The 15,541-nt window shown below is 73.7% G+C and carries 13 protein-coding genes and 1 pseudogene; 12 read left to right on the plus strand and 2 right to left on the minus strand.

Annotated elements, in window-relative coordinates:
- Nucleotides 1-175 precede the first annotated feature (175 nt).
- The 6 genes and pseudogenes from cobM to cobC all read left to right on the plus strand — a co-directional run.
- The gene (gene cobM / locus AMK22_RS24860; RefSeq protein ID WP_073788461.1) at nt 176-1,051 is read left to right on the plus strand and encodes a precorrin-4 C(11)-methyltransferase; all 876 of its coding nucleotides are present in this window, start codon (nt 176-178) and stop codon (nt 1,049-1,051) included.
- A complete protein-coding gene (cbiE, locus tag AMK22_RS24865; RefSeq protein WP_079186385.1) occupies nt 1,048-2,406 on the plus strand; it encodes a precorrin-6y C5,15-methyltransferase (decarboxylating) subunit CbiE in 1,359 nt (452 codons plus the stop codon). Before cobM ends, cbiE begins: the two co-directional genes overlap by 4 nt.
- Nucleotides 2,403-4,148: a precorrin-3B C(17)-methyltransferase gene (gene cobJ / locus AMK22_RS24870; protein ID WP_073788463.1), complete on the plus strand. Its 1,746-nt coding sequence runs from the start codon at nt 2,403-2,405 to the stop codon at nt 4,146-4,148. Before cbiE ends, cobJ begins: the two co-directional genes overlap by 4 nt.
- Nucleotides 4,145-4,735: a precorrin-8X methylmutase gene (locus AMK22_RS24875; RefSeq protein WP_073788465.1), complete on the plus strand. Its 591-nt coding sequence runs from the start codon at nt 4,145-4,147 to the stop codon at nt 4,733-4,735. The genes cobJ and AMK22_RS24875 overlap by 4 nt, the downstream gene beginning before the upstream one ends.
- Nucleotides 4,736-4,764: 29 nt before the next feature.
- Nucleotides 4,765-5,682, plus strand: coding sequence for a sirohydrochlorin chelatase (locus AMK22_RS24880; protein ID WP_073788467.1), 918 nt, complete (start codon nt 4,765-4,767; stop codon nt 5,680-5,682).
- Nucleotides 5,615-6,757: pseudogene (gene cobC, locus AMK22_RS24885) on the plus strand (Rv2231c family pyridoxal phosphate-dependent protein CobC); the annotation flags it as partial. The gene AMK22_RS24880 and the pseudogene cobC, both read left to right, overlap by 68 nt.
- 221 nt (nt 6,758-6,978) lie before the next feature.
- Here the strand turns inward: cobC and AMK22_RS24890 are convergent.
- Nucleotides 6,979-8,088 (minus strand): SCO1860 family LAETG-anchored protein, encoded by a 1,110-nt coding sequence (locus AMK22_RS24890; RefSeq protein ID WP_073788469.1) that lies wholly within the window; start codon nt 8,086-8,088, stop codon nt 6,979-6,981.
- A 281-nt stretch (nt 8,089-8,369) separates the two neighbouring features.
- Entirely contained in the window at nt 8,370-9,470 is a 1,101-nt protein-coding gene (locus tag AMK22_RS24895; RefSeq protein WP_073788571.1) for an amidohydrolase family protein, read from the minus strand.
- Between the two features lie 110 nt (nt 9,471-9,580).
- Here AMK22_RS24895 and AMK22_RS24900 point away from each other — a divergent pair, with 110 nt between their 5' ends.
- The 6 genes from AMK22_RS24900 (at nt 9,581) to AMK22_RS24925 (ending at nt 15,497) form a co-directional block, all read left to right on the plus strand.
- Entirely contained in the window at nt 9,581-10,687 is a 1,107-nt protein-coding gene (locus AMK22_RS24900; protein ID WP_073788471.1) for a pyridoxal-phosphate-dependent aminotransferase family protein, read from the plus strand.
- A gap of 405 nt (nt 10,688-11,092) precedes the next feature.
- Nucleotides 11,093-11,557 carry a diaminobutyrate acetyltransferase gene (gene ectA, locus AMK22_RS24905; RefSeq protein ID WP_073788473.1) on the plus strand — a complete coding sequence of 155 codons (465 nt, stop codon included), beginning with the start codon at nt 11,093-11,095 and terminating at the stop codon, nt 11,555-11,557.
- A 55-nt stretch (nt 11,558-11,612) separates the two neighbouring features.
- Nucleotides 11,613-12,881 (plus strand): diaminobutyrate--2-oxoglutarate transaminase, encoded by a 1,269-nt coding sequence (gene ectB, locus AMK22_RS24910; RefSeq protein WP_073788475.1) that lies wholly within the window; start codon nt 11,613-11,615, stop codon nt 12,879-12,881.
- 164 nt (nt 12,882-13,045) lie between these two features.
- Nucleotides 13,046-13,444, plus strand: a complete 399-nt coding sequence (locus AMK22_RS24915; RefSeq protein ID WP_073788477.1) for an ectoine synthase — start codon at nt 13,046-13,048, stop codon at nt 13,442-13,444.
- 5 nt (nt 13,445-13,449) lie between these two features.
- Complete coding sequence (gene thpD / locus AMK22_RS24920) at nt 13,450-14,367, plus strand: ectoine hydroxylase (protein WP_073788479.1); 918 nt, start codon at nt 13,450-13,452, stop codon at nt 14,365-14,367.
- 104 nt (nt 14,368-14,471) lie between these two features.
- Nucleotides 14,472-15,497: a VOC family protein gene (locus AMK22_RS24925; protein ID WP_073788481.1), complete on the plus strand. Its 1,026-nt coding sequence runs from the start codon at nt 14,472-14,474 to the stop codon at nt 15,495-15,497.
- Nucleotides 15,498-15,541: the final 44 nt, after the last annotated feature.

A 15,541-nucleotide genomic window follows, 5' to 3' on the forward strand; every position in this document is an offset into this window, starting at 1 on the left:
CGGTCCCCGTCGGCCGGTCGACGCCGCGGGGCGCGTCCCGGCGGTCCCGCCCCGTCTGCCGCCGCTCCTGCCCCGGCTTCTCCTCCACGCCCCTGATCCCCCGCCGTCCCCCATGCCCCGCAGGCCCCATGGCCCCGTACCCCGCATGTTCCCCTTTCTGAAAGGACCCCGTCCCATGTCCGAAGCAGCCGACGCGGCCGCAGCCGTCGACACGGCCGACACGTCCGCAGCGGCCGACGCACCCGCCCGAGGCCGGGTGACGTTCGTCGGTGCCGGACCCGGTGCCTCCGATCTGCTGACCTTCCGGGCGGCGCGGGCCATCGCGGACGCCGATGTCGTCATCTGGGCGGCGAGCCTGGTGCAGGCGGAGGTCCTGGAGCACGCCCGGGAGGGCGCGGAGATCCTCGACTCGGCGCGGATGTCGCTGGAACAGGTCGTCGCCGTGTACGAACGCGCCGCCGCCGAGGGGCTGAAGGTGGCCCGCATCCACTCCGGCGACCCGGCGCTGTGGGGCGGTACCCAGGAGCAGATCGACCGGTGCGCCGAGCTGGGCGTGGCGGTCGAGGTCGTGCCGGGGGTGTCGTCGTTCTCGGCGGTCGCGGCGATCGCGCAGCGGGAGCTGACGATCCCGGAGGTCGCGCAGTCGGTGATCCTGACCCGGCTCGGCGGCGGCAAGACGCCGATGCCGCCGGGCGAGGAGGTGCGGGAGTTCGCGCGCCACGGCACCACGATGGCGCTGTTCCTGTCGGCGGCCCGCTCCGGCCAGCTCACCCAGGAGCTGCTGGAGGGCGGATACCCCACGTCGACGCCGGTAGTGATCGCGTACCAGGCGACCTGGCCGGAGGAGCTGATCCTGCGCTGCACGATCGGAACCCTGGAGGAGACGGTCAAGGAGCACAGGCTCTGGAAGCACACCCTCTTCCTCGTCGGCCCGGCGCTGTCGTCGTCGGGGACGCGCTCGCACCTCTACCACCCGGGCCACTTCCATGGCTTCCGCAAGGCCGACAGGGCGGCGCGGGCCGAGTTGCGCGCCCAGCGGTCCGGCTCGTGAGCGGCGTTCACGGTACGGGGACCGGCGCGCGGACGGCCGCGCCGATCCGGGTCTTCGGCACGGGGACGGGCGAGCCGCTCGGCCCCGAGGCCCGGAAGGCGCTGGAGGCGGCCACGCTGGTGATCGGCGCCCGGCGCCACCTGGAGGCCGCGTACCCGGGCACGGGAGCCCGGGAGGCCGGGCATGCGGGGCGGATCGTGCTCGGTCCGCTGGCGCCCGCGCTCGACCGGGTCGCCGAGCACCTGGCCCGGGACGAGGCGCGGGTGGTCGTGCTGGCCTCCGGCGACCCGGGATTCTTCGGGATCGTACGGGCGCTCGCCGAGCGGTTCGGGGCGGACGCGCTCGATGTGCGGCCGGGCGCGCCGTCCGTCGCGGTAGCGTTCGCCCGGCTCGGGCTGACGTGGGACGACGCGGTCGTGGTCAGCGCGCACGGACGGGACCCGCGCACCGCCGTCCACGCGTGTCTGGCCCACCCGAAGGTGGCCGTGCTGACCGGCCCCGGCGCCGGGCCGGCGGAGCTCGCGGCCGGGCTGGTCCACGGGGCCGGGGGGCGCACGCTCGTCGTGGCGACGGCGCTCGGCGATCCGCGACGCGAGCGCGTCGAGCGGCTCACCCCCGCCGAGGCGGTGGCCCGCGACTGGCCGGATCCGGTGAGCGTGGTGCTGTGCCTGGACGAGTCCCGGGCGCCGTCCCCGGCGCGGACCCTCGCGGGGCCGGCCGCGGGGCCGGGCCGATGGGCGCTGGAGGAGAGCGAGTTCGAGCACCGCGACTCGATGATCACCAAGTTCGAGGTGCGGGCACTGGCCCTGGCCCGGCTGGGCCCGCGCACCGGTGATCTGGTGTGGGACATCGGTGCCGGATCGGGTTCGGTGGCCGTGGAGTGCGCGCGGCTCGGCGCCGCGGCCGTCGCCGTGGAGAAGGCCGCGGACGGAGTCGGGCGTATCCGGGCGAACGCGTCCGCGCACGGGGTGTACGTCGACGTGGTGCACGGTTCGGCCCCGGCCGCGCTCGACGATCTGGCCGACCCGGACGCCGTGTTCGTCGGCGGTGGCGGGCGCGAACTGCCCGCCGTCGTGACGGCGTGCGCCCGGCGTGCGCGGCGCACGGTGGTGGTGGCGCTGGCCGCCCTGGACCGGGTGCCGCAGGTGCGTGCGGCGCTGGCCGGTGCCGGGCTGGAGCCCGAGGGCGTGCTGCTGCAGTCCTCCCGGCTGGCGCCGCTGCCCGGTGAGGTGACCCGTCTCGCCGCGACCAATCCGGTATTTCTGCTGTGGGGCAGTCGCCCCTCGGCCCAGGCAGGCGAGCGTGCGGGCATGGCTGCCGCGCGTGTCGGCGCAAGTGAAGGAGCGACCCAGTGATCGGCCTGATTTCCGCGACGGCGGCGGGCGCCGCCGCCCGCGACCGGCTGGCCGCGGCCTGGCCCGGCCGTGCCGTGGTCTACGAGGGGCCGGTGCGCGCGGCCGTGCACCGGGCGTTCGCCGAGTGCGAGCAGCTGGTCTGTTTCCTGGCCACGGGGGCCGTGGTGCGGCTGCTCGCGCCGCTGCTGTCCGACAAGTCCGCGGATCCGGGCGTCGTCTGTGTCGACGAGGCGGGCCGCCACGCGGTCGCACTGCTGGGCGGGCACGCCGGCGGGGCGAACGCACTGGCCGAAGCGGTCGCCGAGGTCCTGGACGCAACCCCGGTCGTGACGACCGCGACGGACGCGGCCGGACTTTTGGGCCTGGACATGCTGGGCCTCCCGGTGGAGGGCGATGTGGCCGGGGTGTCGCGGGCGATGCTCGACGGGGCCCCGGTGGAACTGCGGGCGGACGCGCTGTGGCCGCTGCCCGCGCTGCCGCCGAACGTGGCCCCCGGTTCCACGCTCCCGGACCCGGCGGACGCCGCGGTGCTGCACATCACCGACCGGGTCGTGGAGTCCGGGGCACGGCGGGCCGTGGTGCGGCCCGCGTCGCTCGCGGTCGGCGTCGGCGCGTCCCGGGGGGCGCCGGTGGACGAGGTCGTGGGTCTGGTCCACGACGCCCTGCGCGAGGCCGGGCTCTCGCCGCTGAGCATCGCCGAACTGGTGACGGTCGACGCGAAGGCGGACGAACCCGGGATCGTCGCCGCCGCCGCTCGGCTGGGCGTTCCGCTGCGGACGTACGCGGCCGAGGCGCTGGCCCGGGTCGAGGTGCCCAACCCGTCGGGCGCGCCGCTCGCCGCCGTCGGGACACCGTCGGTCGCGGAGGCCGCCGCGCTCGTGGAAGGGGGCGAACTCCTCGTGCCGAAGCGGAAGTCGACGCCGCCTCCCGGGTCCGAGGGGCGGGCGGCGATGGCGACGTGCGCGGTGGTGCGCCGGGCCCCGCGCGGGCGGCTGGCCGTGGTCGGCCTCGGACCGGGCGCGCGCGACCTGCTGACGCCCCGGGCCCGGGAGGAGCTGCGGCGGGCCTCGGTGCTGGTCGGGCTCGACCAGTACGTGGACCAGATCAGGGATCTGCTGCGGCCCGGCACCACGGTCCTGGAGTCGGGGCTCGGCGCCGAGGAGGAGCGGGCCCGCACCGCGGTCGCCGAGGCGCGCGAGGGCCGTGCGGTGGCGTTGATCGGCAGCGGTGACGCGGGGGTGTACGCGATGGCGTCGCCCGCGCTCGCCGAGGCCGGTGCCGACATCGACGTGGTCGGCGTGCCGGGGGTGACGGCCGCGCTGGCCGCCGCCGCGGTCCTGGGCGCCCCGCTGGGCCACGACCACGTGTCGATCAGCCTCTCCGACCTGCACACGCCGTGGGAGGTGATCGAGCGCCGGGTGCGGGCCGCGGCCGAGGCCGACATCGTCGTGACGTTCTACAACCCGCGCAGCCGGGGCCGCGCCTGGCAGCTTCCCGAGGCGCTGTCGATCCTGGCGGAGCACCGGGATCCGGCCACTCCGGTCGGTGTGGTGCGCAACGCGTCGCGCCCTGACGAGAGCGCCCGGGTGACCTCCCTGGCCGCCCTGGACCCGGCGGCCGTGGACATGATGACGGTGGTGACGGTCGGCAACACGGCCACCCGGCAGATCGCGGGCCGCATGGTGACGCCGCGCGGCTACCGCTGGCAGTCGGCCGCCGGGACCGGGGAGGGCGGGCGATGAACCGTCCCTGGGAGCGGACCGTCCACCCCATCGAGCAGGAGTCCTACCGGCGGCTGCGCGCCCGCCTGGACACCTCGCACTTCCCACCGCTGACCCGGGCGGTCGTGGAGCGGGTCATCCACTCCGCGGCGGACCTCGACTACGCCACGGACCTGGTCTGCGACGAGGCGACGCTGGTCACCGGGCACGCGGCGCTGCACGCCGGGGCGCCGGTCGTCACCGACGTGGAGATGGTCGCGGCGGGCATCACCCGGCGCGAGACCGTGTGCCGTCTGCGTCAGGCCGGGTCCGGCCCCGGCCTGACGCGTTCGGCCCATGCGATCCGGCTCGCGTACGAGGAGGTCGGGCCGGGCGCGATCTGGGTGATCGGCAACGCGCCCACCGCGCTGGAGGAACTGCTCGTCCTCGATGCCGCGCCCGCGCTCGTCATCGGGCTGCCGGTCGGTTTCGTCGGCGCGACCGAGTCGAAGGCGGCGCTGCGCGAGAGCGGTCTGCCCGCCGTGAGCAACGTGTCCGAGAAGGGCGGTTCGGCCGTCGCGTCGGCCGCGCTCAACGCCCTGCTGTACCACTCCCCCGAATCCCTGTGAACCACCGTGAACCACACCGAGGAGAACCTGTGACCACCCCCGCCACCCCGTCCGACCGGCCCGCCCTGCTCGTCGCCGGTCACGGCACCCGGGACGACGGCGGCGCCTCCGCGTTCCGCGAGTTCGTCGCCGAACTGGGCCGCCGCAGGCCCGAACTGCCCGTCGCGGGCGGCTTCATCGAGCTGTCCCCGCCGCCGCTCGGCGACGCCGTGACCGAGCTGGTGGAGCGCGGTGTCCGGCGCTTCGCCGCCGTGCCGCTGATGCTGGTGTCGGCCGGGCACGCCAAGGGGGACATCCCGGCGGCGCTGGCCCGCGAGAAGGACCGCCACCCCGGCATCACGTACACCTACGGCCGTCCGCTCGGCCCGCACCCGGAGCTGCTGAAGGTGCTGGAGCGCCGGGTGGACGAGGTGCTGGGCGACACCGACCGCTCGGAGACGACCGTGCTGCTGGTCGGGCGCGGTTCCACCGACCCGGATGCCAACGCCGAGGTGTTCAAGGCGGCGCGGCTGTTCTGGGAGGGCCGCGGCTACGCGGGGGTGGAGACGGCGTTCGTCTCGCTCGCGGCGCCGGACGTGCCGTCGGGTCTCGACCGTTGCGTCAGGCTGGGTGCCCGGCGCATAGTCGTTCTGCCGTACTTCCTCTTCACGGGTGTCCTGCCGGACCGGGTCCGTCATCAGGCCGAGGAGTGGGCCGCCGCCCACCCGGAGCTCGACGTCCGCTGCGCCGAGGTCATCGGTGCGGCCGAGGAGTTGTACGACCTGGTCATGGAGCGCTACGGGGAGGCGGTCGAGGGCGATCTGCGGATGAACTGCGACTCATGCGTGTACCGAATCGCGCTGCCGGGCTTCGAGGACAAGGTGGGGCTGCCACAGCAGCCGCACTTCCACCCCGATGACGACGGCCACCATCACCACCACCACGGCGGTCATGCACACTCCCACTGAAAGTCCCGACGCGACAGGCGCGGGCACGTACGACCTGCGGCACCACGGTGACGCGGAGGTACGGGGACGGGGCCGGGATCTGACCGATCTCGCCGTCAACGTACGGGCGGACACTCCCCCGGCCTGGCTGAGGGAGCGGATCGCCGACGCGCTGGGCTCGCTCGCCGCCTACCCGGACGGGCGTCCGGCGCGGGCGGCGGTCGCGGCCCGGCACGGGCTGCCCGTCAAGCGGGTCCTGCTGACGGCGGGCGCGGCGGAGGCGTTCGTGCTGATCGCGCGGGCGCTGCCGGCCCGCCGCCCGGTCGTGGTCCATCCGCAGTTCACGGAGCCGGAGGCGGCGCTCCGCGCGGCCGGGCACGAGGTGCGGCGGGTGCTGCTGCGGGCCGAGGACGGTTTCCGGCTGGACCCGGCGGCCGTGCCGAAGGACGCGGACCTGGTGGTGGTCGGCAATCCGACCAATCCCACCTCGGTCCTGCATCCGGCGGCCGTGCTGGAGGAACTGGCGCGCCCCGGGCGGACGCTGGTGGTCGACGAGGCGTTCATGGACGCGGTGCCGGGCGAACGCGAGGCGCTGTGCGGGCGGACGGACGTGCCGGGCCTGGTGGTGCTGCGCAGCCTCACCAAGACGTGGGGACTCGCGGGGCTCAGGATCGGATACGTGCTGGCCGCCCCGGAGACGGTGGCCGCGCTGGAGGCGGCGCAGCCGCTGTGGCCGGTGTCGTCCCCGGCGCTGGCCGCGGCCGGGGCGTGCATGGAGCCGCGGGCCCTGGCCGAGGCCGCCGCCGCGGCGGAGCGGATCGCGGTGGACCGGGCCCATCTGGTCGCGGGACTGCGGGAGTTCACCGAGGTGGAGGTCGCGGAAGGGGCCGAGGGCCCGTTCGTACTGATGCGGCTGGAACGGGCCGCCGAGGTGCGCGAACGCCTGCGGGTGCTGGGGTTCGCGGTGCGTCGCGGGGACACGTTCCCGGGGCTCGGGCCGCAGTGGCTGCGGCTGGCGGTGCGCGGGCGCACGACGACCAACCGCTTCCTCCAGTCGCTCGACCAGGCGTTGCAGTCGCTGACGTCCGTGCGCTGACGTCCGTGCGCCGACCGCCGTCACGCACGGACCCGACCGCCGCGACGGACGGCTCCGGGCACCGCCGGGCGCGGCCGGACCACCGCACACGTGGACGGGGCGCATGGACGTCACACGTGGACGGGGACGTCCGTCGCGGATCCCGGGGCCGGAGGGACCGACCGGCCCCGGGATCGCTCGCGAGCCCGCTCAGTCACGGGCGCGTTCGGTCACGGACGCGTTCAGCTCCGCGCGCGGCGCCTGGCCAGGACCGTCGCCCCGGCGCCCACCGCCAGCAGCGCGGCGGCGCCGCCCGCGATGTACGGCGTGGCGGAACTGCCTCCGGTCTCGGCGAGGTTGCCGTCCGGGGCGTGGCCGGTGCCGGTCTGGGGCTTCACGTCGCCGCCGGTGGAACCCGCGCTGCCGCCGCCGTTCCCGGATGCGCCGCCGTCGCTCGAACCGCCGCCGTCGGCGCCGCCGTTGCCCGACCCGCCGTTCCCGGAGCCGCCGCTGTTCGCGCCACCGGTGTTCGAACCACCGCCGTCCGTACCGCCGTTGCCCGATCCGCCGGTGCCGGAACCGCCGGAGCTTCCGCTCCCCCCGTTGCCGGAGCCGCCGTCGCTGCCGCCCGTCCCGGTGTCCTTCGGGGTCTCGCAGGTCGCCTGGACGAGGGTGACCTCGCCCTGCACATCGGCGACGTTCAGCTTGAGCGGGTTGACGGAGACCTTCAGTTGCAGCGCGGTCGCCGCCGCGGTGCGCGAGGTGGTGCTCTTCTTCGACAGGTCGAGGGTCACCTCGCCCACGGCCGGCACCTCGATGTGCGTCGTGCCGCCCGCGGAGAGGTCGATCCGCTGCCCCAGGATCGTCACGTGGCCCAGCACGTTCGACTCGGCGACCGGCTTGCGGCCCACCTCGCAGACCGCCTTGGACGTGACCTTCTCGACCTCGACCAGCGGCAGCGCCGGCAGCCCGGGCACATGGATCCGGGCCTTCACCACGTTGCTGTAGCCCTCGGCCCGGCGCTTGTCGACGGTCGCGTCCGAGGTGGCCACGTCGGCGCTGAGCACGTTGACCGGCCGGCCGCCGTCCACCCCGTCGAGCCGCACGCTGAGCGCGGTCTGCTTGGCGTCGGCCGGTGCGTGCACCTCGTTGAGCGAGGCCCTGAGCGGCACTTCGACCGCCTTGTTCAGAAGAGAGACGTCGAGCGCGGTGCGGAGCACGACCGCGCTCGCCTTCCCGTCGCCGTCGGTCGCGGTGGTCGCGGCGGCGGCCTGCGCCGGGTAGGCGGCCAGCAGGGCGACCGGAGCGGCGGCGACCGCCAGGGCGGCCAGGCGGAAGGTGTTGCTGTTCAAGATGGTGGAACCCCCACAAGAGACATGGAGCCACCGGTACCGCCCAATGGGGGACATCGCGGGCACCGGTGGCCTCGACCCCGACAGCTTTACGCACAGAGGGTGAACCGGCAGACACCTGACGTGAGTTCACCCTAAAGGGGCGTTTCCGTGCCTCTATTCGAATATCTCGGTACGCGCGTTCCTCCGGCTCACCCGTTCCGCCGAGCGCGGACAAGTGCTTCGACGAGACGGCACGCGTTCGGCGACCGTCCGTCGACGCCGCGCATGCCCGGCCGCCGTCAGCCGATCACGCGGCCGTTCAGCACGACGCGCCGCGGCGCCGCCAGCACCCGCACGTCCGCCCGCGGGTCCTCGTCGTAGACGACCAGGTCCGCCGGGGCCCCCTCCTCCAGCGCCGGCCGCCCGAGCCACGCGCGGGCGCCCCAGGTGGTCGCGGACAGCGCTTCCAGGGGCGGAATGCCCGCCTTCACCAGTTCGGCGACCTCGTCCGCCACCAGACCGTGGGCGAGCACCCCGCCCGCGTCCGTGCCGACGAAGACCGGGACCCCCGCGTCGTAGGCGGCGCGCACCGTGTCGTAGCGCCGCTCGTGCAGCCGCCGCATATGGGCCGACCAGCGCGGGAACTTGGCGTCGCCGCCCGCCGCGAGCGAGGGGAACGTGGCGATGTTGACCAGGGTCGGGACGATCGCGACACCGCGCTCGGCGAACAGCGGGATCGTCTCCTCGGTCAGCCCCGTGGCGTGCTCGACGCAGTCGATCCCGGCCTCGACGAGATCACGCAGCGAGTCCTCCGCGAAGCAGTGCGCGGTGACCCGGGCGCCCAGCCGGTGCGCCTCGGCGATGGCCGCCTCGACCGCCCCGCGGGGCCAGAGGGCGGCCAGGTCGCCCACCTCGCGGTCGATCCAGTCGCCGACCAGCTTGACCCAGCCGTCGCCCCGGCGGGCCTCCTGCGCGACGTACGCGACGAGGTCCTCCGGCTCGATCTCGTGGGCGTAGTTCCGGGTGTACCTGCGCGGCCTGGCGATGTGCCGCCCGGCCCTGATGATCTTCGGCAGGTCCTCGCGGTCGTCGATCCACCGGGTGTCGGCGGGCGAACCCGCGTCCCGCAGGAGCAGCGCCCCCGCCTCCCGGTCGTCGACCGCCTGCTTCTCGCTGGTCACGGCGTCGACGGCGCCGTGCAGGTCGAGCCCGACATGGCAGTGGGCGTCGACCAGCCCCGGCAGCGCCCAGCCGGTGACGGTCACCGCCTCGTCGGCCCCGGCCGGCCGCTCGTAGGCGATCCGCCCGTCGACGGCCCAGAGTTCGTCCCGGACGTCGTCGGGTCCGACGAGCACCCGCCCCTTCACGTGCAGCACCCTCGCTGCTCTGCGATCACTCATGAACAGCACTGTACGAGCCCCCCTTCCGGGCCCCTCGGTACGCTTCGACGGTAGCCCCGTCCGTTCACGGCACCGCCGCGCACGGCCCCCGATCCGAAGAGAGCACCACCGTGACGCACCCGTTCCTCGACCTCGCCCCGCTCACCGCCGCGCGCTTCGCGGCCATCGAGCAGCGGGTGGCCGGCCTCCTGACCACCGAGCAGGACGTCGTCATCATGCAGGGCGAGGCGCTGCTCCCGCTCGAAGGCTGCATCCGGGGCGGTGCCCGGCCCGGTTCGACCGCGCTGAACGTCGTCACCGGTCCGTACGGGCAGACCTTCGGGAACTGGCTGCGGGACTGCGGCGCCGAGGTCGTCGACCTGGCGGTCCCGTTCCACACCGCGGTCACCGCCGACCAGGTCGCGCGGGCGCTGGACGAACACCCGGAGATCGACTTCGTCTCCCTGGTCCACGCCGAGGCGGCGACGGGCAACACCAATCCGGTCGCGGAGATCGGCGAGGTCGTCCGCGCGCACGGGGCGCTGTTCATGCTGGACGCCGTCGCCTCGGTGGGCGCCGAGCCGCTGCTGCCCGACGCGTGGGGCGTCGACCTCTGCGTGATCGGCGCCCAGAAGGCGATGGGCGGCCCGGCCGGGGTGTCGGCGGTGTCGGTGAGCGGGCGCGCCTGGGAGCGGATCGCGGCCAACCCGAGGGCCCCGCGCCGCTCGTACCTCTCGCTGCTGGACTGGAAGGAGCGCTGGATCGACGGTGGCCGCAAGGCGCTGCTACACGCCCCCGCCCAGCTGGAGATGCTGGCCCTGGAGGCGTGCGTGGACCGGATCGAGAACGAGGGTCTGGACGCGCTGATGGCCCGGCACGCCTCGGCCGCCGCGGCGACGCGCGCGGGCGCGCGGGCGCTCGGCGGCGGGCTGACGCCGTACGTCCACGAGGCGAGGGACGCGGCGCCGGTCGCGACGACCCTGCGCGCGCCCGAGGGGGCGGACGCGGCGGAGCTGGTCGCCCGGGCGCTGGCGGCCGATCCTTCGCTGCCGCTGATCGCGGGCGGGGGTGCGTTGTCCAAGGAGATGATCCGGGTCAATCACTACGGTGTGGACGCGACGCGGGGCGCGGTGCAGTCCTCGCTCGCGGCCCTGGGGGCGGCGCTGGCCGACACGGGCCGGCAGGTCGATTTCGAAACTGCCCGCAAGGCCGTTTCGGAAACCTGGCCGAGCGCATAAATACGCGCCGTTCGCGCGATATTCCATAAATGCGGGGAGCTGCTTTATCCAGGGCAGCTCCCCGCATTCTTCTGCCCGCTTTCCCCGACCCTAAACACCCGACTTCCGAGGGACTTCTCCCTGCACCGATCCACACAATTCCGTTGCGTGATCCGAGAGTTACGACCTTGTGACCGACTCCACAACGCGACCGTAATGCCGGATAAAATGGCCTCAAAACGGTGGAAAGCGCAGCCCGGTCGCGCCAGTGCACGCGCCCGCGTGATAACACAGGCGATCTTCCTGCCCAACCCCTCACGTCGATGCAATTTGAGAATTTGCTGGGTAAATTCAATTTGCATGACCGCCGCACCAGCAGATTTTGCACGTGCCCGAAGTGAATTCCTCGACATCGACACCCCACGAGTGGAGGACGGAGCCGCGATCTGGCGCATCGCCCGCGACTCCGAGGTCCTGGACCTCAACTCCTCGTACAGCTACCTGCTGTGGTGCCGTGACTTCGCCGCCACCTCCGTGGTGGCCCGCGACGGTTCCGGCGAGCCCGTCGCCTTCGTGACGGGCTACCTCCGGCCGGACCGCCCCGGGACGCTCGTCGTCTGGCAGGTGGCCGTCGACCGCGCCCACCGCGGATCCGGACTGGCGGGAAGGCTGCTGGACGCGCTGACCTCGCGGGTCGCCGACGCGCGGAGCCTGTCCCACGTCGAGACGACCATCACCCCGGACAACACCGCGTCGGACCGGCTGTTCACCTCGTACGCGCGACGCCACGCGGTCGCCCTGGAGCGCGAGGTGCTCTTCGACGGCGAACTGTTCCCCGAGGGAACGCATCTGCCCGAAGTCCTGTACCGCATCGGCCCGTTCCCCTCCTGAGCGATCCGGAACGCATGACGCCACCCGTCACCCCCCTCAAGCAGGAGAACCCCCTGTGACCATCACCCCGCCCGCGCTGAGCGTCTTCGAGACCCTGGAGTCGGAGGTACGGAGCTACTGCCGCGGCTGGCCCGCGGTGTTCGACCGTGCGCAGGGCTCCCGTCTGACCGACGAGGACGGCCACGACTACCTCGACTTCTTCGCCGGCGCGGGATCCCTCAACTACGGCCACAACAACCCCGTGCTGAAACGCGCGTTGATCGACTACGTCGAGCGCGACGGGATCACCCACGGCCTCGACATGGCCACCACCGCGAAACGCGCCTTCCTGGAGTCCTTCCAGCACCATGTGCTGCGCCCGCGCGACCTCCCGTACAAGGTGATGTTCCCCGGTCCCACCGGCACCAACGCGGTCGAGGCGGCGCTGAAGCTGGCCCGCAAGGTGAAGGGGCGCGAGTCGATCGTCTCGTTCACCAACGCGTTCCACGGCATGTCGCTGGGCTCCCTGGCCGTCACCGGCAACGCGTTCAAGCGGGCCGGGGCCGGCATCCCGCTGGTGCACGGGACCCCGATGCCGTTCGACAACTACCTCGACGGCCGGGTGCCCGACTTCCTCTGGTTCGAACGGCTCCTGGAGGACCAGGGGTCGGGTCTCAACCAGCCCGCCGCCGTGATCGTCGAGACGGTGCAGGGCGAGGGCGGCATCAACGTGGCGCGCGCCGAGTGGCTGCGGGCGCTCGCCGACCTGTGCCGGCGCCGCGACATGCTGCTGATCGTCGACGACATCCAGATGGGGTGCGGGCGCACGGGGGCCTTCTTCTCGTTCGAGGAGGCCGGCATCGTCCCCGACATCGTCACCCTGTCGAAGTCCATCAGCGGCTACGGACTGCCCATGTCGCTCTGCCTGTTCAGGCCGGAGCTGGACATCTGGGGGCCGGGCGAGCACAACGGAACGTTCCGCGGCAACAACCCGGCGTTCGTCACGGCCGCCGCCGCGCTGGACGCCTACTGGGCGGACGGCCAGATGGAGAAGCAGACCCTGGCCCGGGGCGAGCAGGTCGAACAGGCGCTCCTCGCCATCTGCGACGAACACGCCGGGCTCGGCGCGCGGTACCGGGGCCGCGGTCTGGTCTGGGGGGTGGAGTTCGCAGACACCTCGCGCGCCGCCGCGGTCTGCGCCCGCGCGTTCGAACTGGGCCTCCTGGTCGAGACCTCCGGTCCGCAGAGCGAGGTCGTGAAGCTGCTGCCGCCACTGACCGTCACTCCCGAGGAACTGGACGAGGGGCTGCGCACACTGGCCCGCGCGATCCGCGAGACGGCCTGAGCCCCCGGGCCGCACCGGTACGGGACGCGTCGGATCCCGCCCCGTACCGGACCGGCCCGCACCGTCCCGCAGTTCCCCGGTCCGGCCGCGAGGGCGAGTCCCGTACCGGCCGGCACCGTACAGAGAACCGAGCACAGAGAACAGAGAAAGGCGACCCACCCACCGTGATCGTCCGATCCTTCAGCGACATCGAGAACACCGACCGGCACGTGAAGGCCGCTTCCGGCACCTGGGAGAGCAAGCGCATCGTGCTCGCGCAGGAGAAGGTCGGCTTCTCCCTCCACGAGACCATCATGTACGCGGGCACCGAGACGACCATGTGGTACGCGAACCACATCGAGGCCGTCCTGTGCGTCGAGGGCGAGGCCGAACTCACCGACGAGGAGACCGGCGAGAAGCACTGGATCGCCCCCGGCACGATGTACCTGCTGGACGGCCACGAGCGCCACACCATGCGGCCGAAGACCGACTTCCGCTGCGTCTGCGTCTTCAACCCGCCGGTCACCGGACGGGAGGAACACGACGAGAACGGCGTCTACCCGCTGCTGACCGAGGAGGGCTGAACCCCATGACCACCGACGCACACACGGACGTACGCACCGGCGCGCGCCCCGACCTCTACCCCACGCGCGGCACGGCCGAGATGGTCACCCCCCGGCAGGACCCGGTCGTCTGGTCCGCACCCGGCGCCCCGGGGCCGATCGCCGTGAAGGACCTCCAGGACTTCGACCGCGACGGCTTCCTCACCGTGGACCGGCTGATCGCCCCGGACGAGGTCGCCACCTGCCGCGCCGAGCTGGACCGGCTGATCGCCGACCCCGCGGTGCGTGCCGACGAGCGCTCGGTGATCGAGCCGAAGTCGCAGAAGGTCCGGTCGGTCTTCGAGGTCCACCGGATCAGCGAGGTCTTCGCCCGGCTGGTCGCCGACGAGCGGGTGGTGGGCCGGGCCCGTCAGATCCTCGGCTCGGACGTGTACGTCCACCAGTCCCGGATCAACGTGAAGCCGGGGTTCGGCGCCTCGGGGTTCTACTGGCACTCGGACTTCGAGACCTGGCACGCCGAGGACGGTCTGCCGCGCATGCGGACGGTGTCCGTGTCGATCGCGCTGACCGAGAACCACGACACCAACGGCGGGCTGATGATCATGCCCGGTTCGCACAGGTCGTTCCTCGGCTGCGCCGGCGCGACCCCGCAGGACAACTACAAGCAGTCCCTGCGCATGCAGGACGCCGGCACCCCGTCCGACGAGGCGCTGACCGGGCTGGCCGACCGGCACGGCATCAAGCTCTTCACGGGAGCGGCGGGCTCGGCGACCTGGTTCGACTGCAACTGCATGCACGGCTCGGGCGACAACATCACCCCGTATCCGCGCAGCAACGTGTTCATCGTCTTCAACAGCTTGGAGAACGCCGCCGAGGAGCCGTTCGCGGCACCGGAGCGGCGTCCGGAGTTCATCGGGGCACGGGACTTCACGCCGGTGGGGTGACGCCCCCGGCGGGCCGGACCGGGCGCGGGGCGGGGGCGCGAACGCCCCCGCCCCGCGCGCAATTCGATGGACCGGGACGGTCGTCGGCGTCGACAGTGGGGACCATGACCTCACTCGTGCGGCACATCACGATCGACTGCGCCGACGCCTACGGACTGGCCCGTTTCTGGTCCGAGGTGCTCGGCGCCCCGCCGGCCGACGACGCCGCCCCCGGTGTTCCCGAGGCCGTCGTCGAGACCCCGGGCGCCGCGCTGCTGTTCATCCGGGTGCCCGAGCCGAAGCGCACCAAGAACCGTCTGCATCTGGACCTCCAGCCGCAGGACCGCACCCGCGACCAGGAGGTGGAGCGACTGCTCGCCCTGGGCGCCCGCCTCGTCGCCGACCACCGCGAACCGGACGGGCGGGGCTGGGTGACACTCGCCGACCCGGAGGGCAACGAACTGTGCGTCGAGCGCAGCGCGGCGCAGCGTGCGGCGTCGGCCGGGATCCGGCCGCCGGTCACCGCGGACGACGTGACCACCGCGGTCCGTCTCGCGGTCGACGCGTTCCGCGACACCCCGCTCGACGACTGGCGTTCCCCCGCGGGGTCGTTGGAGTGGGACTGCTGGGAGACGGCGGAGCACCTGAGCGACGATCTCTTCGCCTACGCCGTCCAGTTGGGCCCGCGCAGGCCGCCCCTGGACGCATACGTTCCGTACCGCTGGAGCGCGGACCGCGAGGGCGGCCCGGCGAACGCGGTCCTCGCCGACCGGTCGGCCGGACCGGCGGGACTGCTGGACACGCTGGAGGCGAGCGGCGCGCTGCTCGCGGCGATGGTACGGACGGCCTCGCCCGAGGTCAGGGCGTACCACCCCTCCGGGCTGTCCGACCCGGAGGGCTTCGCGGCCATGGGCGTCGTGGAGACACTGGTGCACGCGCACGACCTCGCCGCGGGCCTGGGAGTGCCCTGGGCGCCGCCCGCCGGTCTCTGCGACCGGGTGCTGGCCCGGCTGTTCCCGGACGCGCCGAAGGACGCCGACCGATGGGCGGTGCTGCTCTGGGCCACCGGGCGCGCCGGGCTGCCGGGCCGCCCCCGGCTCGGCTCCTGGCGGTGGTACGGCGCGCCGCCCGCGGAATCCGGGCGGGAGTGACGGGGTGGCGGGAGTACCGGCCGGGGGTAGCGGGCCGTGGCGGA

The sequence above is a fragment of the Streptomyces sp. CB01580 genome (assembly GCF_001905795.1).
Lineage (GTDB): Bacteria > Actinomycetota > Actinomycetes > Streptomycetales > Streptomycetaceae > Streptomyces.